Source organism: Streptomyces sp. NPDC026575 (genome assembly GCF_055567415.1).
The window spans coordinates 151,553-173,329 of sequence record NZ_JBVHQM010000008.1; the positions used below are offsets into that span (position 1 = coordinate 151,553).

The 21,777-nt window shown below is 72.2% G+C and carries 16 protein-coding genes and 1 pseudogene; 11 read left to right on the top strand and 6 right to left on the bottom strand.

The features are described from left to right. Nucleotides 1-88 precede the first annotated feature (88 nt). The 7 genes from ACZ4NB_RS13470 to ACZ4NB_RS13500 all read left to right on the top strand — a co-directional run bounded on the left by ACZ4NB_RS13470 (nucleotide 89) and on the right by ACZ4NB_RS13500 (nucleotide 10,906). The gene (locus ACZ4NB_RS13470; protein WP_467661025.1) at nucleotides 89-1,486 is read left to right on the top strand and encodes a diaminobutyrate--2-oxoglutarate transaminase; all 1,398 of its coding nucleotides are present in this window, start codon (nucleotides 89-91) and stop codon (nucleotides 1,484-1,486) included. Between the two features lie 128 nt (nucleotides 1,487-1,614). Continuing rightward, nucleotides 1,615-3,138: a pyridoxal phosphate-dependent decarboxylase family protein gene (locus tag ACZ4NB_RS13475; protein ID WP_467661268.1), complete on the top strand. Its 1,524-nt coding sequence runs from the start codon at nucleotides 1,615-1,617 to the stop codon at nucleotides 3,136-3,138. After that, the gene (locus tag ACZ4NB_RS13480; protein WP_467661027.1) at nucleotides 3,135-4,943 is read left to right on the top strand and encodes an IucA/IucC family protein; all 1,809 of its coding nucleotides are present in this window, start codon (nucleotides 3,135-3,137) and stop codon (nucleotides 4,941-4,943) included. The genes ACZ4NB_RS13475 and ACZ4NB_RS13480 overlap by 4 nt, the downstream gene beginning before the upstream one ends. Beyond that, nucleotides 4,940-6,346, top strand: a complete 1,407-nt coding sequence (locus ACZ4NB_RS13485) for a lysine N(6)-hydroxylase/L-ornithine N(5)-oxygenase family protein (RefSeq protein WP_467661028.1) — start codon at nucleotides 4,940-4,942, stop codon at nucleotides 6,344-6,346. Before ACZ4NB_RS13480 ends, ACZ4NB_RS13485 begins: the two co-directional genes overlap by 4 nt. Further along, complete coding sequence (locus ACZ4NB_RS13490; protein ID WP_467661030.1) at nucleotides 6,343-7,734, top strand: MFS transporter; 1,392 nt, start codon at nucleotides 6,343-6,345, stop codon at nucleotides 7,732-7,734. The genes ACZ4NB_RS13485 and ACZ4NB_RS13490 overlap by 4 nt, the downstream gene beginning before the upstream one ends. Continuing rightward, nucleotides 7,731-9,551 (top strand): IucA/IucC family protein, encoded by a 1,821-nt coding sequence (locus tag ACZ4NB_RS13495; RefSeq protein ID WP_467661032.1) that lies wholly within the window; start codon nucleotides 7,731-7,733, stop codon nucleotides 9,549-9,551. Before ACZ4NB_RS13490 ends, ACZ4NB_RS13495 begins: the two co-directional genes overlap by 4 nt. After that, entirely contained in the window at nucleotides 9,548-10,906 is a 1,359-nt protein-coding gene (locus tag ACZ4NB_RS13500) for a glutamine synthetase family protein (protein WP_467661034.1), read from the top strand. Before ACZ4NB_RS13495 ends, ACZ4NB_RS13500 begins: the two co-directional genes overlap by 4 nt. Before the next feature lie 124 nt (nucleotides 10,907-11,030). Here the strand turns inward: ACZ4NB_RS13500 and ACZ4NB_RS13505 are convergent, their stop codons facing one another. The 4 genes from ACZ4NB_RS13505 to ACZ4NB_RS13520 all read right to left on the bottom strand — a co-directional run bounded on the left by ACZ4NB_RS13505 (nucleotide 11,031) and on the right by ACZ4NB_RS13520 (nucleotide 15,128). Continuing rightward, complete coding sequence (locus tag ACZ4NB_RS13505; RefSeq protein WP_467661036.1) at nucleotides 11,031-11,990, bottom strand: ABC transporter substrate-binding protein; 960 nt, start codon at nucleotides 11,988-11,990, stop codon at nucleotides 11,031-11,033. A 170-nt stretch (nucleotides 11,991-12,160) separates the two neighbouring features. Beyond that, entirely contained in the window at nucleotides 12,161-13,030 is an 870-nt protein-coding gene (locus ACZ4NB_RS13510; protein WP_467661037.1) for an ABC transporter ATP-binding protein, read from the bottom strand. Continuing rightward, the gene (locus tag ACZ4NB_RS13515) at nucleotides 13,027-14,103 is read right to left on the bottom strand and encodes a FecCD family ABC transporter permease (protein WP_467661039.1); all 1,077 of its coding nucleotides are present in this window, start codon (nucleotides 14,101-14,103) and stop codon (nucleotides 13,027-13,029) included. The genes ACZ4NB_RS13510 and ACZ4NB_RS13515 overlap by 4 nt, the downstream gene beginning before the upstream one ends. Further along, nucleotides 14,100-15,128: a FecCD family ABC transporter permease gene (locus ACZ4NB_RS13520; RefSeq protein WP_467661040.1), complete on the bottom strand. Its 1,029-nt coding sequence runs from the start codon at nucleotides 15,126-15,128 to the stop codon at nucleotides 14,100-14,102. Before ACZ4NB_RS13520 ends, ACZ4NB_RS13515 begins: the two co-directional genes overlap by 4 nt. A 371-nt stretch (nucleotides 15,129-15,499) precedes the next feature. Between ACZ4NB_RS13520 and ACZ4NB_RS13525 the strand changes: the two genes are divergently transcribed. Continuing rightward, nucleotides 15,500-16,195 (top strand): type 1 glutamine amidotransferase domain-containing protein, encoded by a 696-nt coding sequence (locus ACZ4NB_RS13525; protein ID WP_467661042.1) that lies wholly within the window; start codon nucleotides 15,500-15,502, stop codon nucleotides 16,193-16,195. Between the two features lie 20 nt (nucleotides 16,196-16,215). Here ACZ4NB_RS13525 and ACZ4NB_RS13530 read toward each other — a convergent pair whose 3' ends face one another. Both ACZ4NB_RS13530 and ACZ4NB_RS13535 read right to left on the bottom strand, forming a co-directional pair. Then, a complete protein-coding gene (locus ACZ4NB_RS13530; protein ID WP_467661043.1) occupies nucleotides 16,216-16,419 on the bottom strand; it encodes a hypothetical protein in 204 nt (67 codons plus the stop codon). A gap of 730 nt (nucleotides 16,420-17,149) precedes the next feature. After that, on the bottom strand, nucleotides 17,150-17,797 hold the full coding sequence (locus ACZ4NB_RS13535; RefSeq protein WP_467661045.1) for a TetR/AcrR family transcriptional regulator: 648 nt from the start codon (nucleotides 17,795-17,797) through the stop codon (nucleotides 17,150-17,152). 154 nt (nucleotides 17,798-17,951) lie between these two features. Here ACZ4NB_RS13535 and abc-f point away from each other — a divergent pair. The 3 genes and pseudogenes from abc-f to ACZ4NB_RS13550 all read left to right on the top strand — a co-directional run bounded on the left by abc-f (nucleotide 17,952) and on the right by ACZ4NB_RS13550 (nucleotide 21,734). Further along, nucleotides 17,952-19,571, top strand: a pseudogene (abc-f, locus tag ACZ4NB_RS13540) (ribosomal protection-like ABC-F family protein). Nucleotides 19,572-19,618: 47 nt separating this feature from the next. Continuing rightward, complete coding sequence (locus tag ACZ4NB_RS13545; protein WP_467661046.1) at nucleotides 19,619-20,311, top strand: CatB-related O-acetyltransferase; 693 nt, start codon at nucleotides 19,619-19,621, stop codon at nucleotides 20,309-20,311. A gap of 124 nt (nucleotides 20,312-20,435) precedes the next feature. Next, nucleotides 20,436-21,734 (top strand): erythromycin esterase family protein, encoded by a 1,299-nt coding sequence (locus ACZ4NB_RS13550; RefSeq protein ID WP_467661048.1) that lies wholly within the window; start codon nucleotides 20,436-20,438, stop codon nucleotides 21,732-21,734. Nucleotides 21,735-21,777: the final 43 nt, after the last annotated feature.

The following is a 21,777-nucleotide window of genomic DNA, read 5'->3' on the forward strand; positions in this document are numbered from 1 at the left end:
GCGGCGGCACCGCCACCGCGCCGCGCCTCCTTCGGCCCCACCGGTGCGGCCGCCCCCGCTTATGTCCCCCTCCTTGGAGCCAGCCCTCATGACCCTGCAGCCCACCGACCTGCCCGCGACACAGCGGACCGCGCCCAGCACAGCGGCCATTCTGGAGCGCCAGCGCGGACGCGAATCCGCCGCCCGCACCTACGCCCGCTCGTTCCCCATCGTCCCGGCCCGCGCCCAGGGCATGACGATCGAGGACACCGACGGCCGCCGCTACCTCGACTGCCTCTCCGGCGCCGGCACGCTCGCCCTCGGCCACAACCACCCCGTCGTGCTGGAGGCCATCCAGCGGACCGTCAGCAGCGGTGCCCCGCTCCACGTCCTGGACCTGGCCACCCCGGAGAAGGACGAGTTCACCGACGCGCTGTTCGCCACCCTGCCCGGTGACTTCGCCGACAAGGCCCGGATCCACTTCTGCGGACCGGCCGGAACCGACGCCGTCGAGGCCGCGCTCAAGCTGATGCAGACGGCCACCGGACGCCGCGGCGTACTGGGCTTCACCGGCGCCTACCACGGCATGACCGCGGGCGCGCTGGCCGCCTCCGGCGGTGTCGGCACGAAGACGCCGGTGCCCGGGATCGCCGCGGACGTGACCCGGCTTCCCTACCCGTACAGCTACCGCTGCCCGTTCGGTGTCGGCGGTGAGCGCGGTGCGCGGATCTCGGCCGACTACGTCGAGCGGCTGCTGGACGACCCCAACGGCGGAGTGGTGCCGCCCGCCGCGATGATCCTGGAAGCGGTGCAGGGCGAGGGCGGCGCGGTGCCCGCCCCGGACGCCTGGCTGCGCGAGATGCGGCGGATCACCGCCGAGCGGGAGATTCCGCTGATCGTCGACGAGGTGCAGACCGGTGTCGGCCGCACCGGCGCCTTCTGGGCCGTGGAGCACAGCGGGATCGTGCCGGACGCCATGGTGATGTCCAAGGCGATCGGCGGCAGCCTGCCGCTGGCCGTCATCGTCTACCACGAGGACTACAACGGCTGGCTGCCCGGCGCGCACACCGGCACCTTCCGCGGCAACACCCTGGCCATGGCGACCGGTACCGCCACCCTGCGGTACGTCTCCCGCGAGGGCCTGGTCGAGCGGGCCGCGGCCGTCGGTGCCCGGATGACCGAGCGGCTGACCGCGCTGCGCTCCGAGCTGCCGGTGATCGGCGACGTCCGCGGCCGCGGCCTGATGATCGGCGTCGAGCTGGTCGACGCCGAGGCCGAGCCGGACGCGTGCGGCGCCCGGCCGTTCGCGCCGCAGCTGGCCGCGCAGGTCCGTGACGCGTGCCTGGAGCGCGGCCTGATCGTCGAACTCGGCGGCCGCTTCGACTCCACGGTGCGGCTGCTGCCGCCGCTGATCATCACCGACGAGCAGGTCGAGGCCGTACTGGACCGGCTGACCGACGCCATCGCCGCGGTGACGGCCACTCAGCACGCGGGAGCGGGCGCATGACCGGCAAGGTGCATGAACTGCCCGCGGCCGGCGGGGAGTCCGCGGTCGCCGGCGGTGCGGAGGACCGGCACGGTCTGCGGCTCGTCCCCGAACCGGCCGCCCCGCCGGCCGACGCCCTGGAGCAGGAGATGGCCGGACTGCTGCGCGCGGCCGCTCCGGCACCCTCCGGCGCCCCGCACACCGCGCTGTCCGGGGGCACGGGCGGCCCCGGCGCGCTCACCCCGCTGCTGCGCACCGTCCTTGCCTCCCTCGCCGAAGGGGCCGGACGGCGCGGCGGACCGCTGGCCGCCGGGACGCCCGCGGAACTGGCCGCCGACGTCGCCCGGGTGTTCGCCGAGGCGGACGGCGACGAGGCCCTGGGCAGGCTGACCGACGTGCTCGCGCACGGCAGCGCCGACCCGGCCGACCCGGCCTGCGCGGCGCATCTGCACTGCCCGCCGCTGGCCGTCGCCGTCGCCGCCGACCTCGCCATCTCCGCGCTCAACCCGTCGCAGGACTCCTGGGACCAGGCGCCCGCCGCCACCGCCCTGGAGACGTTGCTGCTGGGGGAGTTGGCGCAGCTCGTCGGCTACGACCCGGCCGAGGCGGCCGGTGTCCTCACCTCGGGCGGCACCGAGTCCAACCTCATGGGCCTGATGCTCGCCCGCGACCGGGTGCTCGGCCGGGAGAGCGGGCGCCAGATCGAGCTGAGCGGTGTACCGGGCGGCGGCCCCCGGCCACGGATCTTCACCTCCTCCGCCGCGCACTTCTCGGTGCAGCGGTCGGCGGCCCTGCTGGGCCTCGGCGAGGACGCGGTCGTCGCCGTCCCCGTGGACGACCGGCTGCGGATGAAGCCCAGGGCGCTGGCCGCGGCCCTGAGCGCCTGCGTCGCGGAGGGCGACCTGCCGGTGGCGATCGTGGCCACCGCCGGCACCACCGACACCGGGGCCGTCGACCCGCTGCGCACCTGCGCGTCGCTGGCCGCCGAGTACGGCGCCTGGCTCCACGTGGACGCCGCGTACGGCGGCGGCGCGCTGCTGTCCGACCGGCTCGCCCCGCTGATGGGCGGGATCGCACTGGCCGACTCGGTGTCGCTGGACTGGCACAAGCTGGGCTGGCAGCCGGTCGCGGCGGGCATCTTCCTCGTCAAGCGGGCGGAGACCTACGCGTCGCTGGCCCGGCGGGCGGTCTACCTCAACCCGCAGGACGACGAGGAGGCCGGCTACCCCAGCCTGCTCGGCCTCTCGCTGCGCACCACCCGCCGTGCCGACGCCTTCAAGATCGCCGTCACGCTGCGGACGCTGGGCCGAGCGGGCCTGGGCCGTCTGGTGGACGCCTGCCACGAGCTGGCGCACTCCGGAGCGGCGGCGGTCCGTGCCCATCCGCGGCTGGAACTGCACGCCGACCCCGTCCTGACGGCGTTCCTGTTCCGCTATCTGCCGGAGAACCCCGAGCACACCGACCCGGAGCACATCGACCGGATCAACGCGGCACTGCGGCGCAGGCTGCTGCGCGAGGGGCGGGCGGTCGTCGGCCGCACCGAGCTGCCGGGCGAGGGACCGGGCCGGGTACGCCTCAAGCTCACCCTGCTCAACCCGCACACCACCAGCGACCAGGTCCAGCGGCTGCTGGACGCGGTCGTGGCGGCGGGCCGGGCCGAGGAGGAGCGGTGAACGACCCCGTCGAAGCCCGCCCCGCGGCCCCGGCCGTCTCCGGGCCCGCCCCCGGCCCCGACCCGCTCGACGACGCCGACGCCCTGCGCGCGGGCGACGCGGCGGCGATGGAGACGCTGCTGCGCGCCTACGTACGCGAGACCGGCACCGACGTGCCCGCCACCGGCCAGGCGCTCCCGCTGGACCTGCCGGCCAGTCAGCTGACCCTGTCGGTGCCCGTCCGGTACCGGTCGGCCACCGGCTGGCACCGCTTCGGAGCGCCCCGCCTGGCCGCCGGCGACGGCAGCGGCCTGCCCGCCGACGCCTCGCTGGTGGCGGCGGCGCTGATCCGCGAGACCACCCTGGGCCGCGGCGCACCGCCGCACCACGGCACGGACGCGGCCGCGCGGGTGCTCAACTCCGCGCGGCGCACCGCCGCCCACATCGAGCACCGGCGCGCCGAGGCCCCGGACGCCGAAGGCCCGACGCCGTTCCTCGACGGCGAGCAGGCCCTGCTGCTGGGGCACCCGTTCCACCCCGCGCCCAAGAGCCGCGAGGAGGCGTCGGACGCGGAACTGGCGGCGTACTCGCCCGAGTTGCGTGGCTCCTTCGCACTGCACTGGTTCGCCGCCCACCCCGAGATCGTGGTCGGCGAGAGCGCGGACGGCCGGCCGGTCGCCGAGCGCCTGCGCTCCCTCGCCGCCGGGCTCGACCTGCCCGAGGGCATGGTGCCGGTGCCCGCGCACCCCTGGCAGGCCCGCGACGTGCTGGGCCGGCCGGAGGTCGCCGCCCTCGTCGACGCCGGGCTGCTGCGCCCGCTCGGCGCGGCCGGGCCCGAGTGGTACCCCACGTCCTCCGTGCGGACCGTCCAGCGGCCGGACGCCGAGGTGATGCTGAAGCTGTCGCTGGGCATGCGGATCACCAACTCCCGCCGCAACAACCTGCGCAGCGAGATGCGGCTCGGCGTCCGGGCCGCCCAGCTCCTGGCCGCCGGACCCACCCACTGGCTGCGCGCCGAGCACCCCGAGTTCGGCATCCTGCGCGACTTCGCCTGGATATCGGCCGGTGCCGACGGCCCGGAGACCGGTCTGGAGACCGCGATCCGCGACAACCCCTTCCGCCGCGACGGCATCCAGGGACTGTGCGTGGCCGGGCTGCTGGCCGAGCGGACCGGTCCCGGCGACGGCACACCGCCCCGCCACCGCGCCCTGCTGTGCGCGGCGGTCGAGCGCGCCGCGGGTGCGCTCGGCGTCTCCACCGCCGAGGCGTCGGCACGCTGGCTGGAGCGCTATCTGGACGTCCTCGCCGTGCCCCTGATCCGCCTCCAGGCCCGGTACGGCATCGCCCTGGAGCCGCACCACCAGAACACCCTCGTCGCCCTCGACGCCACCGGGCTGCCCTGCGCGGGCTGGTACCGCGACAGCCAGGGCTACTACCTGGCCGAGTCCCGCACCGCCGATATCGAACGGCTGCTGCCGGGCGCGACCGACGGCGTCGACCTGGTCTTCGAGGACGCCTTCGTCGACGAACGCGTCGCCTACTACCTGGGCATCAACAACCTGCTGGGGCTCATCGGCGCGTTCGGCGCCCTCGGTCTGGCCGACGAGGGCGACCAACTGCGCGTGCTGCGCGGGGCGCTCGCGCGGCTGCGCACGGCCGAGCCCGCCGCCCAGGGCCTGCTGGACCTGCTGCTCGACGCGCCCGTGCTGCGCTGCAAGGGCAACTACCTCACCTGCGTGGACGGACTCGACGAACTGGTCGGCGACGTGCACACCCAGTCCGTCTACATCGATCTCCCCAACCCCCTTACGGAGGCACAGCGGTGACCGCGCCCTCGACTTCCCCCGACCACGACGCCCCCTACGACCTGGTCGGTGTCGGCATAGGCCCGTTCAACCTGTCGCTCGCCGCGCTGGCCGACGGCGCGCCCGGCTTCCGTTCGCTCTTCCTGGACGCCAAGCCGGCGTTCTCCTGGCACCCCGGCCTGCTGATGGAGGGCACCACCCTCCAGGTGCCGTTCCTCGCCGACCTGGTCACCATGGCCGACCCGACCAGCCCCTGGTCGTATCTGAACTACCTCCGCGCCCACGACCGGATGTTCAAGTTCTTCTTCTCCGAGCGCTTCCACATCCCGCGCCGCGAGTACGACCACTACTGCCGCTGGGTCGCCGAGCAACTGCCCTCCTGCCGCTTCGACGCGGCCGTCACGGCGCTGGAGTGGGACGAGCGCGCGGACGCCTTCGCCGTCACCCACCGCTCCGCGGCCGGCGAGCAGACCCGCGTGCTGGCCCGCCAGGTCGTGCTCGGCGTGGGCACCGACCCCGTCGTGCCCGAGCCGCTGCGCCCGCTGCTGACCGACGCCCACACCGGCCGCGTCCTGCACAGCGCCGACTACCGCACCCACCGCGCCCGCCTCGCCGCGGCCGACGACGTCACCGTCGTCGGCGCGGGCCAGTCCGGCGCCGAGGTCGCGCTCGACCTGCTGCGCAACCAGGACGGCGAGGGCAACGGCGGCCCGTACGTGCGCTGGCTCGCCCGGACCACCGCGTTCGCACCCATGGAGTACTCCAAGATCGGCCTGGAGCACTTCACCCCGGACTACATCCGCTACTTCCGCGCCCTGCCCGAGGCCACCCGCGAGCGGCTGACGGCCGAGCAGTGGCAGCTCTACAAGGGCGTCAGCGAGGAGACGCTGGGCGAGATCTACGACGAGATGTACGAGCGCACCATCGGCGGCGGCGCGCCGCGCGCCGCGCTGCACCCGGCCGTGGAGGTCGTCGCGGCCGAGGCCGACGGCGACGGATACCGGCTCACCTGCCGCAGCCGGCAGCAGGACGAGCTCTTCGAGATCCGCACCTCGGCCGTGGTCTCGGCCACCGGCTACGCCGCCTCCCGCCCGGCCTTCCTGGAGTCGATGGCCGATCTGGTCGACTGGGACGACAAGGGCCGCTACCAGGTCGACGGCGACTACCGGGTCGCGCTCGACCCCCGGGTCTCGGGCAGCCTGTACGTCCAGAACGCCGAGATGCACACGCACGGTGTGGGCGCCCCCGACCTCACCCTGGGGGCCTGGCGCGCCGCGACCATCCTCAACGCCGCCGCCGGCCGCACCCTCCTGCCCAGCGCCCCGCGGCAGGCGTACACCACCTTCGGCGCGCCGCAGGAGCCGGCGCCCGTCCCGGACCGGGCGCCCGCCGCCGTCCCCGCACCGGCGGAGATACCGCGATGACGGCCGCTGCGACGAAGATCGGCGCGCCGGCCCGCGACGGGTCGGCGCGCCGCGCCAAGTCCGTGCTCCTGTCGGTCATCGGCCTCCACCTGGTCGCCGAGACCGCCCTGACGCCGTTCCTGCCGCAGCTCTTCGAGCGGCTGTACGGGATCGAGGACCCCGAGGCGACCGGGCTGTACCTCTGGATCTGCCGGATCGCCGGCCTGCTCGCCCTCCCGCTGTGGGGGCTGGCGGCCCGGCGCTGGTCCCTGCACCGGCTCGTGCTGGCCGGGCTGTGCGGCTCCGCCGTCCTCGACCTGCTCCTGGGCATGGCCCCCAGCTACCCGGCGTACCTGGCCCTGTCCACCTTGATCGTCACGACCAACAGCGCGCTCCTGCTGGCCTATCCGGCGTTCATCGCCGAGCACGGCGACGAGTCGTCCGAGGACGGCACCCGGGCGCGGCTCACCGGTATCTGCTCGCTGGTGGTCGTCTTCCATCTGTCGGTGGTCGTCTCCACGATGGTGGGCGCCGGCGTCCTCGCCCTGCCGGAACCCCGCATCGGCATCTCGGCGTTCGCGGTGCTGGACACCCTGCTGGCCGTGTTCACGTACCGGATCCTGGGCAGGCGCCCGGACACCCGGGACGACGCGGCCGCCGCCGCCCGCGAGGACGGCGCCGCCGCACCTCGTACCCGCCGCCTGCCGTGGCTCATGGTGCTGGCCTACGTCGCGCTGATCGGCGTCGCGTTCGACTTCTCGGTCAATGTGGCGCGCCCCTTCTTCACCGAGTTCGCCGAGGGCCTGGGCAGCGGCTCGGTCGGCGGCGCGGTGCTGTTCTTCCTGCCGAGCCTGTCCGCGCTGGCCGTCCTGCCCGCCGTACGCCGCTGCCACGATCTGCTCGGCGAGCGGCTGCTGCCGCTGTCCCTGGCGGTGGGCGCGGCCGGGCTGGCCTGGAGCTGGCTGGCCGGCTCGCTGCCCGGACTGCTCGGCGGGCGACTGCTCTTCGGCGTCGGCCTGGGGCTGGGGCAGGTCGCCGTCGAACTGCGCATGTTCCGCGCGACCGGAACGCAGGGCCCGGCCTTCACCGCCGTGGAGACCGCCCGGTCCGCCGGTCTGCTGGCCGCACCGATCGCCGCCACGGCGGCCGTCTCCTACGACCTCGCCCTCCCGCTGGCCGTCGCCGCCGCCGTCCAGGCCCTCGCCGCCGTGGTGTCCCTGCGGAGCCCGCGGACCGCAGCCGTCGCCGCGGCACCGCTCACGCCGCTCGCGGGCCTGCCGGAGACCGCGGGCGCGCCCGCCGTGCCGCTGCAGATCCGGCGCGGGACGCGGGAGTCCGCGCAGGCCGACGACCGCCCCCTGACCGCCGCCACCGCCGCCCCCGCGCACTCCGAGGAGAACCACCGATGAACCGCACCACACGAGACGCCTGGGCGCAGGCGGGCCGACGGCTGCTCGCCAAGGCCGTAGAGGAGTTCGCCTACGAGGAGCTGCTCGTCCCCGAGCCCGACACCTCGGCCGACACCCCCGACGCCTACCGGCTGGACTTCACCGACGGCGTCCACTGGACCTTCCGGGCGAACCGCGGCACCTTCGGCACCTGGCGGCTGGTGCCCGGCACCCTGCGGCGGCACCCCGCGCCCGCGGAGGCCGAGAGCGGTCCCGAGCGGCTGCTGCTCGACGCCCGCCCGGTCCTGGGCTGGGACGGCCCCACCACGGCCGAGGTGCTGCGGGAACTCACCGCCACCCGGCGGGCCGAGGCCGAGGTCCTCGCCCGCGCCCTGCCCGCCGCCGCCCTCGCCGACCTGGACCATCTCGACCTCGAAGGCCACCAGGACGGTCACCCCTGCATGCTCCTCAACAAGGGGCGGCTGGGCTTCTCCGCCTCCGACGCCGCCGCCTACGCCCCCGAGGCGGCCGGGACGGTGCACCTGCTGTGGGCCGCCGTGCACGGCAGCCTCGCCTCGTACTCCGGCGTGGACGGCCTGGACGAGGGCACCCTGCTGGGCGAGGAGCTGGACGAGGAAACCCGCAAGCAGTTCGCGGCCGTCCTCCAGGAGACCTGCGCCGAGACCGGCTATCACACCGTCGACTTCCACTGGCTGCCGGTGCACCCCTTCCACTGGGACGAGGCCGTCGCCACCCTCTTCGCCCCCTACCTCGCCGACGGCAGGATCGTGCTGCTCGGCGAGGGCCCCGACCGCTACCGGCCGCTGCAGTCCATCCGCACGCTGGCCAACCTCGACCATCCGCACCGCCGCAATGTGAAGGTGCCGCTGTACATCCGCAACACCCTCGTCTGGCGCGGTCTGTCCACGAAGCCGACCGAGGCGGCGCCGGACGTCAGCGCCTGGCTGCACGCGGTCCGCGACGCGGACCCGTACCTGCGCGACGAGCTGCGCTTCCACCCGCTGGGCGAGGTCGCGGGCGTGGCCGTGCGCCACCCGCTGTACGAGTCCGTCAAGGACGCCCCGTACCGCTACCACGAACTCCTCGGTGCCGTCTGGCGCGAGCCGGTCGCGGCGCTGCTGGGCGAGGGCGAGCAGGCCCGCACCATGGCCGCGCTGCTCAAGGTCGGCTCGGACGGCCGGGCACTGGCCGCCGAGCTGGTCGAGCGGTCCGGACTTGCTCCCCGCGCCTGGCTGGAGCGCTTCTTCTCGGCCCTGCTGCCCGGCCTGCTGCACTACCTCTACCGCTACGGCACGGCGTACTGCCCGCACGGCGAGAACACCGTCGTCCTCTACGACGCCGCCGACACCCCGATCGGCATCGCCGTGAAGGACTTCGCCGAGGACGTGAACCTGCTGCCCGGCGAGCACCCCGAGTACGCCGGACTCTCCGAGCGCGCCGACGCGCTGCTGCTGCGCTGGCCCGCGGGCGAGCTGGCGCACTCCCTCCTCAGCGCCGTCTTCGCCGGGCACTTCCGGTTCTTCGCCCCGCTGGTCGCCGAGCACCTGGGCGTACCGGAGGACGAGTTCTGGGGCCTGGTCCGCGCCGAGATCGAGCGCTACCACGCCCGCTTCCCCGAACTGGCCGACCGCTTCGGCGAGTTCGGGCTGCTGGCCGCCGAGTTCGACCGGGTGGCGCTCAACCGGGAGCAGCTGCTCGGCGGCGGCTTCCACGACCGCGCCGAGAAGGACGAGGGCTTCGACGTCGTCCACGGCGCCCTCACCAACCCCCTCGCCACCGCAACCGCCCCCGCGCGAGACACCCAGGAGCAGAAATGACCAGCTCGCCGTACGCACGACTGCGCGCCGAGGCCGACGCAGGACGCATCGAGGACGTGATCGTGAGCGTCCCCGACCTCCAGGGGCGGCTCCAGGGCAGCCGGCTGTCCGTGCCGTACTTCCTCGACGAGGCGGCCGAGCAGGGCTTCGGCGCCTGCCTCTACCTCCTGGCCTCCGACGTGGAGATGAACACCGGCCCCGGCTACGCCATCGACGCCTGGCAGAGCGGCTTCGGCGACTTCGTGCTGCGCCCCGACCCGGCGACGCTGCGCACCCTGCCGTGGGACGAGGGCACCGCGCTCGTGCTCGCCGATGCCGTCTGGCCGGACGGCCGGGCGGTCGAGGTGGCCCCGCGCCAGATACTGCGCAGTCAGCTCGACCGGCTCGCCGAGCGCGGACTGGCCGCGTTCGCGGGCACCGAGCTGGAGTTCCTGGTCTTCCGCGAGACCTACCGTCAGGCGTGGGACCGCCGCTACCACGGCCTGGAGACGGCCACGGCCTACAACGTCGACTACTCCCTCCAGGGCCTCGCCGAGATCGAGCCGGTGGTGCGCCGTATCCGCCGGGAGATGGTGCGGGCCGGGCTCACCATGGAGACCGCGCGCGCCGAATGCCATGCGGGCCAGTACGAGATCGTCTTCCGTTACGACGAGGCGATGACCACCTGCGACAACCACGTCCTGTTCAAGAACGGCGCCAAGCAGATCGCCGCCCAGGAGGGCGTCGCGCTCACCTTCATGCCCAAGTTCGACGAGGGCGAGGGCAATTCCTGCCACATCCACCTGTCGCTGCGCGGCACCGACGGCTCGGCCGTACTGGCCGATCCGGCCGCGGACGACGGCATGTCCGAGCTGATGCGCCACTTCGTGGCCGGCCAGCTCGCCTGCCTGGCCGACTTCGCGCTGCTGATGGCGCCGAACATCAACTCCTACAAGCGCCTGCAGCCGGGCGGGTTCGCGCCCACCGGCATCACCTGGGGCCGGGACAACCGCACCTGCCCGGTCCGCGTCGTCGGCTCGGGCCACTCGATGCGCATCGAGAACCGGGTGCCCGGCGGCGACGCCAACCCGTACCTGGCCGTCGCCGCCGCGGTGGCCGCCGGTCTGCACGGCATCGAGAACCGCCTGCCGCTCCCGGAGCCGCACACCGCCAACGCCCTGGCCGACCCTTCGGTGCCGCGGCTGCCCACCACCCTCACCGAGGCACTGCACCGCTGGGAGAACAGCGAGATCGCCGCCAAGGTCTTCGGCGAATCGGTGGTCGCCCACTACGCCCAGGCCGCCCGTACGGAGCTGGCCGCCTTCGAGGCGGCGGTGACCGACTGGGAGCGGGTCCGCGGCTTCGAGCGGCTGTAGGCGTCGCACCGGACCTCGCACGGACGCCGGCGGCCCGACACGAACTGCGTGTCGGGCCGCCGGCGTTGTGGCGCGGTGGTGTGGCCGCCTGGGCCGGACGGCCGGACGGCCGGCCGCCGGGCCGTCAGCCGAGCTTCTGCTCCATGTCGTCGAGGACCTTGTTGGCGCCGGTGTAGCCGATGCCGAGCATCCACACGTCGTCGTTGACGCCGAAGACCTTCTTGTTCTTCACCGCGTCCAGCTTCTTCCAGAGGTTGCCGCCGGTGATGGTGGTCTCCTTGGCCTTCTCCGGGTCGCCGTAGGTGGAGTGGAAGATGACGTCGGCGTTGGCCTCGTCGACCTTCTCCGGGCTGATGTCCAGGGAGAAGCCGGTGTTGTCCACGTTGGCCGGGCGGCCGACCTTCAGGTCCTTGAGGATGCTGCCGACGAAGGTGTCGTCCTTGTACAGCCGGGTGTCCGCGCCCTCGACGAACCGGACGAAGCCGACCTTGGTCCGCTTGGCCTTCTCGGGGCCGCCGAGCGCCGCGGTCACCTTGGCGATGTGCTTGTCGTAGTCCGCGACGACCTTCTTGACCTGGTCCTTCTTGCCGAGTGCGTCGGCGTGCAGGGCGAAGTTCTCGCGCCAGGCGGGGCCGGTGGTCTTGGTGAAGACGGTGGGGGCGATGGTCGAGAGCTCCTTGTAGCTCTTCTCGTCGCGCTCCTTGCTGCTCAGGATCAGGTCCGGCTTCAGCCCGGCGATCGCCTCCAGGTTGGGCTCGGAGATGAGGCCGACCTTCTTGATGCCGGACAGCTTGTCCTTCGGCAGGTACGAGGACAGCGGTGCGCCGGCCTCCGGCTGGACGGCGCCGACCGGCTTGACGCCCAGGGTGATCGCCGAGTCGAGGGAGTCGGTGTCCAGGACCACCACGCGCTTGGGGGCGTCGTTCACCTCCACATTGCCCATGGCTGTCCTGACGGTGTGCTTGCCCCCCTCGGCGGACGCCTTCTTGGCGTCGTCCTTGGCGCCCCCGCAGGCAGTGGCGGTGACGGCGAGCGCAGCGACGGCAGCGACGGCTGCGGCGCGGCGGGTGAAGGAGCGGGACATGAGCGGCCTTTCCAGTACGGGGACGAGGACAGCGGGGGGTGAACTTAGGTAAAGCTAACCTTATGTGGATCGGTGGACAAGCTCGCCCGCATCACAACTCGATCTCCGTGCCGGGCCGGGCAGCCCAAGGAGCCCGGCCCGACACGGAGTTGACGGATACGGGTACGAGGTCAGCCGGACTCCGCCGAGGAAGCACCTGTCGCGACCGGGGTGTCCGACGCTGCGGAACCCTTGTCGCCGTCGCCCTCCGCCTGCCAGGGCGCGCCGGGCACGACCAGCGGGCTGCCGGTCACCGGGTCGGGTACCACGACCGAATCGAGCCCGAAGACGTCCCGGACCAGTTCCGCCGTGACCACCTTCGACGGGGGGCCCTGTGCGACGATCCGCCCCGCCTTCATCGCCACCAGGTGATCCGCGTACCGCGCCGCCTGGTTGAGGTCGTGCAGCACCGCGACGACCGTCCGGCCGCGCTCGCGGTTGAGCTGCCGCACCAGGTCCAGCACCTCGACCTGGTGCGAGATGTCCAGATACGTGGTCGGCTCGTCGAGCAGCAGCAGATCCGTCTCCTGGGCGAGCGCCATCGCGATCCATACGCGCTGCCGCTGACCGCCCGACAGCTCGTCCACCGCCCGCTCGGCGAGCTGCGCCACGTCCGTACGCTCCATGGCGCCGGTGACCGCGCGCTCGTCCTCCTCCGACCACTGCTGCCACCACCGCTGATGCGGCTGGCGCCCGCGCGAGACGAGATCGGCGACCGTGATCGCCTCCGGCGCGACCGGTGTCTGCGGCAGCAGCCCGACGGACTGCGCGATCGTCCGGGTGGGTATGCGGTCCAGGTCCTTGCCGTCCAGCAGCACCGACCCCTGCCGGGGCTTGAGCAGCCGTCCGAGCGCGCGCAGGAGCGTGGACTTGCCGCAGGCGTTGGGGCCGACGATGACGGTGACCCGGCCGTGCGGGACATCCAGGTCCAGGTCCTCGACGACCGTGCGCTCCTCGTAGGCCAGGGTCAGGCCGCGGGCTGTGAGCCTGCTTTCGGTCACGCTCTTCCTCCAGTACGGCTGCGGATGATCAGCCAGATCAGATACGGGGCCCCGATGGCCGCGGTCAGTACGCCCACGGGCAGTTCCACCGGCGCGAACAGCAGACGCGCCGGCAGGTCGGCGGCCACCACGATGAACGCACCGAGCAGGGCCGAGCAGAGCAGGGGGATCTGCGACGTGCGCGTCAGACGGCGGGCGATCTGCGGGGCGAGCAGCGCCACGAAGTCCACCGGACCGGCCGCGCCCGTCGCGATCGAGGCGAGGAACACGCCCAGCAGCGCCAGCCCGAACCGGGTCCGCTGGAGCGGTACGCCCAGCGCCGTGGCGGTGTCGTCGTCCAGCGCGACATTGCGCTGGGCCCGCGCCGCCCAGGCCACGAACGGCACCACCGCGAGCAGGGTCCAGCCCAGCGGGGCGGCCTCGTCCCAGCCCCGCCCGTTGAGCGAACCGGTCAGCCACACCTGCGCCTGCTGGGCCACCAGGTAGTCGCCCTTGGTGATGAACAGGTGGACGATCGACCGCAGCGCGATGGCGATGCCGATGCCGATGAGCACGAACCGCCCGGCGTGCAGCCCGCCGCGCCAGGCGAAGAGGTAGACGAGCAGGGCGGCGAGCATGCCGCCCGCGACCGAGACGTACGGCAGGACACCGAACGACGAGACGCCGAAGGTGAGCGCGCCGATGGTCAGCGCGCTCGCGCCCTGCGACACACCGATGATGTCGGGGCTGGCCAGCGGATTGCGGGCCACGGTCTGGATCAGCGCGCCGCCCACGCCGAAGGCCGCCCCGACCAGCAGCCCCAGCACCATCCGCGGCAGCCGCAGATCGCCGACCACGAGCGCGGCCCACGACGGCCGGCCCGCCAGGATGTTCAGGACCTCACCCGGCGCGACATCCGTCTCCCCGAGGCAGAGGTAGGCGACACACACGGCCGCCGTCAGCAGCGCCAGCGCGACCGCGACCACCGCCGCCCGCCGGTGGACGAGGAAGGAGCCGCGTCCCTGGCGCGCGAGCGCGTAGCCGGCAGGGCGGACGCGCACGGCTGCCGGGCGCTCCGTGGCGGAGGCCGTCATGCGCTCACCGCCTTGCGGCGGACCAGGACGATCAGGAACGGCACACCGATCAGGGCCGTCATCACCCCGGCGGGTACTTCGCTCGGCGGGAAGGCGACCCGCCCGATCACATCCGACACCAGCAGCATGACCGGCCCGAGCAGCGCCGCCATGGGCAGCACCCAGCGGTGGTTGCTGCCCACCAGGGCGCGCGCGATATGGGGCACCGCGAGCCCCACGAAGGCGATCGGTCCGGCGGCCGACACCCCGACGCCGGTGAGCACCGTCGCTCCGATGCCGCCCACGATCCGTACGGTCCCGACCTTGTGTCCGAGCCCCTTGGCGACGTCCTCGCCCAGCGCCAGGGCGTCCAGCCCCCGCGTCACCGACAGCGCCAGTACCGCGCCGACGACGAGGAACGGCCAGATCTGGCCCGCCATCTCGGCGTCCCGCCCGGCGATCGACCCGACCTGCCAGAACCGGAACTCGTCCAAGGTGGCCGCGTCCGTCGTCAGCATCCCCTGGATCACGGCGATCAGCAGCGCGTTGACGGCGGCACCGGCCAGCGCCAGCTTCACCGGACTGGCCCCGCCGCGCCCGCTTGCGGCGACGGCGTACACGGCCACCGACGCGATACCGGCTCCGACGAAGGCGAACCACACATAGCCGGTGAGGGTGTGGACCCCGGCGACCGCGATGGCCAGCACCACGCCCGCCGCCGCGCCCTGACTGATCCCCAGGACGCCGGGATCGGCGATGGGATTGCGGGTGATGCCCTGCATCACCGTGCCCGCGATGGCCAGCGCCGCGCCGACCATCAGGCCGACGAGGGTCCTGGGCACCCGCATGGACCGTACGACCTCGGCGGCGTCGCTCGTACCACCGTGCAAGAGGGCGTCGAAGACTTCACCCGGGGCTATCTGGCGGGCGCCGACCGCAAGGCTGAGCAGCACCGCAAGCAGCAGTGCTATGACGGCCGCGGCCGTCCAGCCGATGCGCCGGCTGACCAGAGCGCCTCGCGGGCTGCTGATCGTGGCAGCTGACATCGCATCCATTTCGACAAGACGGAGACCGATTCGACAAGACGAAGACCGACCGGTCTTACTGAGCAAGAACTTAGGCGACCCTAAGTGTAGGGGGTGCCCTCTCGGCGCGTAACCGACTGCCGGGATGGATGACCGCTGCGGCCTGCGGCGGGGTGGCCACTGTCCGGCCGTCAAGATGCTTCGCGCCTCCGAGGTGCACACGGCGGCCACCTGCCGCCGTCCGTCCCCGAACGGCGCATCGGTTCGCCGATACCCGTTACGGGCCTCTTCATTGGCGCGGAGACGTCGACAGCCCTAGGTTCGAGGAGCCAGAGCGCTGCCGTTCCGAGCGCGGAGCGTCAGGGCGTGAACCCCGGCTCTCGGAGACCACCATGTCGAAGATCCTTTTCGTGCTGACCGGCGCCGACCACTGGACGCTGGCGGACGGCACCCGGCGCCCGACCGGCTTCTGGGCGGAAGAGGCGGTCGCCCCGTACCAGGCGTTCACGGCCGCCGGCCACGAGATCGTCGTCGCCACTCCCGGCGGCGTCGTGCCGCCCCTGGACCGGGGCAGCCTGGAGCCGCAGTTCACCGGCGGCGAGGAGGGCGCGAAGAAGATGGCGGACGACCTCGCCGCGATCAGCGAGATCCAGCACCCGGTCAAGCTGGAGGAGGTCGCCCTCGCCGACTACGCCGCCGTCTTCTACCCCGGTGGACACGGCCCGATGGAGGACCTGTCCGTCGACGCCACCTCCGGCAGGCTCCTCATCGACACCCTCTCCTCGGGCAAGCCGCTCGGTGTGGTCTGCCACGGCCCGGCCGCGCTGCTGGCCGCCACCGACGCCGACGGCGGCAACGCCTTCACCGGCTATCGGCTCACCGGCTTCAGCAACGCCGAGGAGACCCAGACCGGACTGGCGGCCCACGCCAAGTGGCTGCTCCAGGACCGCCTGGTCGAGATCGGCGCCGACTACCAGGAGGGCGAGCCCTGGGGCCCGAACGTCGTCGTCGACCGCAACCTGGTCACCGGTCAGAACCCGGCCTCCGCCGGGCCGGTCGCAGCCGAAATGCTCAGGAAGCTGGGCTGACCGGCGAACCCGGAGCCGACTCATCTGCGCCGGTAGCGGGCGGCCGCCCACACGCCGGCCGCGAGGGCGAGGACGACGGGCGGCCAGCCGCTGTCCGCGCTCATGTCCGCATACCCCGCACCCGTCACGGCCGATGTGAGGGCCGACAGGGCCAGGAAGACGGCCACGGTCACACCGGTGCCGATCGCGACTTCCGCCCACCAGTTCCGGTGGCTACGACTCATGCTCGTGCTCATCCTCCGTCCCGCTGCTACTTGGTGATGTAGTGGCACTGGACGGCCTTGCGCTTGCCGTTCACCCACAGCTGCGCGCAGGTCTTGCCCGCCTTCACCGTCTTGGCTCCCTTGCTCAGCATGGGGACGGTGCCAGTCTTGCACGAGCTGTTGAGCGGGCCCTTGTGGCAAGACGGCGTTACCTTCTGCTGACTTCCGGCAGGGCGGCTGCCCTGCAACCGCCTGCGCGGTCGTCCGCTCCGGCCGGCTCGACGCGAGTACGCGCACCGTTCCCGTGGCCTTTGCCGGTCCGTACGCAGCGGACATGGGCGGATCCGGGTACACGAGAAGGCCCGGATGCCTCTCGCGTCCCCGGTTTGACCGTCTGAACCTAAAGGGAAGGTCTTGGGCAAGTAAAATCCTGTTTGATCGTTAAGTCCGGATACTTCGCGACTGAGGTATCGACCGTGGCTCCCTCACATCCGGACGGATTCGTCACGACGCAGAAGTCCCACAACTGCCGCCGCATCCTGTTCGGACCCACATCAGTGCAGGTCAAGGGGTGTGCGGCGGCGTTGCCTTGAGGGCGTCAGATGTCCCGGAAGAGACCAGGGGGTGCCGTGACCTGGCGCGATGGGCCGTTGCGGGTCGCTGACCAGCAGGAACGGGTTTTCAGGTCTTTCACGCCGATGCCCGTTGATCTGGCCGAAAACCCCAGAGAAGTCCCAGGGGGCTCCCACGCTTAGGTGTCGCCCGCTGACGGGGTCTCGGCGAAGGCGCCGGCGGCTGCGGCGAGGGTGGCGGTTCTGGCTGCATGGCCGGGCAGTTGCGGGTCGGGTGGCGTGCGGAGGAGTACCAACTGGTGGTACACGGGCGCGGTGGCGGCGAGGAGCAGTCGTCGAGCGTCGGTGTGCCGTGGGAGTTCGCCGCGTCGGACGGCCCGGCTGACGACGGTCTCGCAGCGGGCGTACCGGTCCTCCCAGAGCCGCTGTTGGGCGTGGGCGGCTTTCTCGGAGCGGAACGAGGCGGCGATCAGGGCTGTCACGATCGGTGGCTGTGCCGTCAGGGCTGCCTGGATCTCCTGGTTCAGTGCTGCCAGATCGCCTTCCAGTGAGCCGGTGTCCGGTGGTCGCCAGTCGTCGTCGCTCGCCGCGTCGAGGACGTCGGCGAGCAGCCCGCCGACGTCCCCCCAGCGCCGGTACACCGTTGTGCGGTGCACGCCGGCGCGGGCGGCGACGGTGTCCGTGGTGAGCCCGTCATAACCGTGTTCGCCGAGCTCCGCGAGGACTGCGTCGAGCACCTGCTTACGGATTCGGGCGGTGCGGCCCCCGGGGCGGCGCAGGGTCGGCGGCCTGGTGCCTTCTGGCTCTGGGTCTGTGGGAGTCGTCACTGGAAGTCCCTTTGCTCAGTGGGTCGGCAGTATGGCAACATCTTAAAGCAGCAACTGTCGCACTAGTGGAGTGATCGATGTTCTTCCGAAGCGTTCGCCCGGCCACGCGGCCCTTGACGGCCGCCTCGTTCCCGAATGCTTCGGAGTCCCCCGCATGCCTACACAGATCACCGCGCTCGCTGTCAGCAAGTCCTTCAAGGGCAGGCTCATCCTTGACTCGGTGACCTGCTCGCTCGCCGCGGGCGAGCGCACCGGGATCATCGGTGAGAACGGATCGGGCAAGACCAGCTTGCTGGGCCTGCTCGCCGGGCGGGAACGGCCCGATCAGGGCGAGGTCGTCGTCGAGGCCACCGGCGGCGTCGGCTATCTCGCCCAGGACGAGCGGATGGAGCCGCAGGCGACCGTCCAGCAGATCACCGACCGGGCCCTGAGTGATCTACGCGCCGTCGAGCAGCGAATGCGTCGCCTGGAGGCCGCGATGGCCGACGGAGACGAGTCGGGCATGGCCGAGTACGGCGAACTGATGACGGTCTTCGAGCTGCGCGGTGGCTACGACGCCGACGCCCGCGTGGAACGTGCTCTGCACGGTCTCGGCTTAGGGCTGGTGGGCCGTGACCGTACCGCGGGCAGCCTGTCCGGCGGAGAAGCGGGTCAGGTTGCGACTGGCGGCCGTCCTGGTGGCCGCGCCGGAGGTGCTGCTGCTGGACGAGCCGACCAACCATCTCGACGACGGCGCCCTGAGCTGGCTGGAAGAGCACCTGCGCTCCCGGCGGGGCACCACGGTGGCGGTCTCCCACGACCGGGTCTTCCTCGAACGGGTTGCCACCGGCCTGCTGGAGGTGGACGCCGATCGGCGCCGCGTCGTCCGGTACGGGAACGGCTACACCGGCTACCTCGCCGAGAAGACGGCTGCCCGGCAGCGCTGGGCCCAGGCACACGACCAGTGGCAGGCCGACATCGACCGGCTCCGCGAGGCCGCCGCGACCACCGCCCGCCAGGTGGCCCCCGGCCGTCCGATGAAGGACGGCAACAAGATGGCCTACGACCGGGCGGGCGGCCGGGTGCAGCAGTCGCTGGCCAGCCGGGTGCGCAACGCCGAGGAACGACTGCGCCGCCTCCTTGCCCACCCGGTCCCGCCCCCGCCGGAACCGCTGCGCTTCACCCCGTACTGCGGGCCCGCCGCCTGCAGGGCGTCGTACTCGACGCCGCCGACATCGCCGTCACCGACCGGCTCGACCGCACGAGCCTCACCGTCACGGCGGGCGAACGCCTGCTGATCACGGGGCCGAACGGAGCGGGCAAGAGCACCCTGCTCCGCGTCCTGGCCGGGGAAGTCGCCCCGGACAGCGGGTGCGTCACCCGCCGCGGCAGGATCAGCTACCTCCCCCAAGAGCCGCAACCCGGGGAACCGGACGAGACCGTGCTGGCCGCCTTCGCCCGTGGACGGGTGGGGGAGGCCGCCGGGTACGCCGAACGGCTGCTGTCCCTCGGCCTGTTCGACCGCGACCAGCTCACGGTTCCGGTCGGCCGGCTGTCCACCAGGCAGTTGCAGCGTCTCGCCCTGGCGCGATCGCTCAGCGAGCCGTCAGACGTCCTGTTGCTCGACGAACCCACCAACCATCTGTCGCCCGCCCTCGTCGAGGACCTGGAAACCGCTCTGACCGGGTACAACGGCGCCATCGTCATCGTCAGCCATGATCGTCGGCTGCGTCGGCGCTGGCGGGGCGCCCACCTGGACATGTGCGCGACTTCGACATCCGCCACCAAGTGCTGAGGTCCTCCGGACCCGCAGACATCTCTTCAGTAAGGAAGCAATTCGTGATGCCGGCTGTTCCTGCCGACCCGACCGTGGTGCATCCGATGCCCGAGCAGCCGCGGGTAGTGCTGCTCAAGCCGCTGATCACCTCGCCGCTGATCGACGTCGGAGAGTTCTCCTACTACGACGATCCCGATGATCCGACCGCCTTCGAGAGCCGCAACGTGCTGTACCACTACGGGCCGGAAAGGCTGGTCATCGGGAAGTTCTGCGCATTGGGCGAGGGCGTGCGGTTCATCATGAACGGCGCCAACCACCGCATGGACGGCCCCTCGACGTTCCCTTTCCCCATCATGGGCGGTTCCTGGTCCGAGCACTTCGACCTCATCACCGGCCTGACCGGACGGGGGGACACCGTGGTGGGCCATGACGTCTGGCTCGGTTACCGGGCCATGGTGATGCCCGGTGTCCGCATCGGCCACGGAGCGATCATCGCTTCCGGCTCCGTCGTTGTCGACGATGTCCCCGACTACGGCATCGTCGGCGGCAACCCCGCCCGCCTCATCCGCCGCCGCTACAGCGACGCCGACATCAACCGACTCCTCGCACTGGCCTGGTGGGACTGGCCGCTCCAGCACATCACCGAACACGTCCGCACCATCATGTCCGGCAGCATCGACGACCTGGAGAACGCGGCGCCCGAGCGCACGGGAAAGGCGCCTCACGATCCATCGCCCCCCAGCCCTACGGGCCGTTGAACGAACCCGGCACAGGACGACCGGCTCTGCGGAGGCCGACCTGCGGCCGGCGAAGATCTTCGCCGGCCGCAGGCTCCCCGTATCGACGATCCACCACTCCAACACCGAGAATCGAGCTGTCAGCATGCCTGCTTCGCCCCACCACAACCCCTTCGCCGACTGGCTTCGCACCCACGCCGTCCCCCTCACCCACCTCGACCCCGAGGCGCCGCTCGATGACCTGGAGCCGCTGCGCGCCGTCATCGGCGACGCCCGCGTCGTCGCGATCGGCGAAAGTTCCCACTTCATCACCGAATTCGCCCTCATGCGCGAGCGCATTCTGCGGTTCCTGGTCGAACGCTGCGGCTTCACCGTCCTGGCCTTCGAATACGGCTTCAGCGAAGGCTTCCCCCTCGAAGCCTGGGCCCAGGGCGAGGGAGCGGACGATGACCTGTCAGCTCACCTCGCCGAGGCGATCCCCATAGGACTCGATGAGCCGCTGCGCTGGATGCGCCGGCACAACCGCACAGCCTCACCACCGGTGGGCTTCGCGGGCATCGACATCCCCGCGGCCGGTGGGTCCTTGCTTCCCGCCCTGGCCCCGGTCGCCGACTACCTGCGCCACATCGACCCCGAAACCCTGCCAGCGGTCCAGGAGGCGATGCGGATCGCCGAAACGTTCGCCGGGGGCTCCGGGGCCGTCGCCGCGCCCGCATGGGCACGCCTGGCCACCGCAGAACAGGACGCCCTCAGCGCGACCTTGACGCGTCTGCTCATCCGGTTCCGCTCCGTGGAACCGCTGTACGTCTCCCGCGGCGACCAGCGCAGCTACGACATCGCCGTGCGCCGCCTCGAAGGGGCCTGCCACGCCGACTACACCTTCCGCGCCATGGCCGACCTCTTCGCCGGAAAGGGGCTGGCCGCCGACACCTCGGCCCGCGACGTCTACATGGCCGAGTCAGTCCTGTGGCACCTGGAGCGCTTCGAACCCGGGACCCGCGTCGTGCTGGCAGCTCACAACGCCCACATCCAGAAAACACCGATCTCGTTCAACGGCCACCTCACGGGACTGCCCATGGGACAGCACCTGCACCGCGCGCTCGGTGATGAGTACTTCGCCCTCGGCCTGACGAGCACCACCGGACACACCGCAGACATGCCCCGCGACGAGAACACACGCTTCGGTTTCACCATCGACGCCACCGCGCTGGAGCCGGCCGAGCCGGGAAGCATCGAGGCCGCCTTCGCCGATGCCGAAATCGGGCTCAGCGTTGCCGATCTCCATCAGGCACGCCCGCAGGCCGATGGGAACGCCGACCTCGCCCCGGGCCCCGACCGCATCCGGATCCAAAGCGCCTACCTGCATACCCCCGTCATCGAGGCGTTCGACGCCATCCTCCACACCCCGACCTCCACCGTGGCCGACGACCTCGAAAACATGTGAGACAGGCCAATGGGGGAAGTCCCACGGATGCCGCCGCACTCCC

Bases quoted from the DNA above. Each gene is read 5' to 3' on its own strand.
- ACZ4NB_RS13470 (WP_467661025.1), top strand. From the start codon at position 89: ATGACCCTGCAGCCCACCGACCTGCCCGCGACACAGCGGACCGCGCCC.
- ACZ4NB_RS13475 (WP_467661268.1), top strand. From the start codon at position 1,615: ATGGCCGGACTGCTGCGCGCGGCCGCTCCGGCACCCTCCGGCGCCCCG.
- ACZ4NB_RS13490 (WP_467661030.1), top strand. From the start codon at position 6,343: ATGACGGCCGCTGCGACGAAGATCGGCGCGCCGGCCCGCGACGGGTCG.
- ACZ4NB_RS13495 (WP_467661032.1), top strand. From the start codon at position 7,731: ATGAACCGCACCACACGAGACGCCTGGGCGCAGGCGGGCCGACGGCTG.
- ACZ4NB_RS13500 (WP_467661034.1), top strand. From the start codon at position 9,548: ATGACCAGCTCGCCGTACGCACGACTGCGCGCCGAGGCCGACGCAGGA.
- ACZ4NB_RS13505 (WP_467661036.1), bottom strand. From the start codon at position 11,990: ATGTCCCGCTCCTTCACCCGCCGCGCCGCAGCCGTCGCTGCCGTCGCT.
- ACZ4NB_RS13515 (WP_467661039.1), bottom strand. From the start codon at position 14,103: ATGACGGCCTCCGCCACGGAGCGCCCGGCAGCCGTGCGCGTCCGCCCT.
- ACZ4NB_RS13520 (WP_467661040.1), bottom strand. From the start codon at position 15,128: ATGTCAGCTGCCACGATCAGCAGCCCGCGAGGCGCTCTGGTCAGCCGG.
- ACZ4NB_RS13525 (WP_467661042.1), top strand. From the start codon at position 15,500: ATGTCGAAGATCCTTTTCGTGCTGACCGGCGCCGACCACTGGACGCTG.
- ACZ4NB_RS13530 (WP_467661043.1), bottom strand. From the start codon at position 16,419: ATGAGTCGTAGCCACCGGAACTGGTGGGCGGAAGTCGCGATCGGCACC.
- ACZ4NB_RS13545 (WP_467661046.1), top strand. From the start codon at position 19,619: ATGCCGGCTGTTCCTGCCGACCCGACCGTGGTGCATCCGATGCCCGAG.
- ACZ4NB_RS13550 (WP_467661048.1), top strand. From the start codon at position 20,436: ATGCCTGCTTCGCCCCACCACAACCCCTTCGCCGACTGGCTTCGCACC.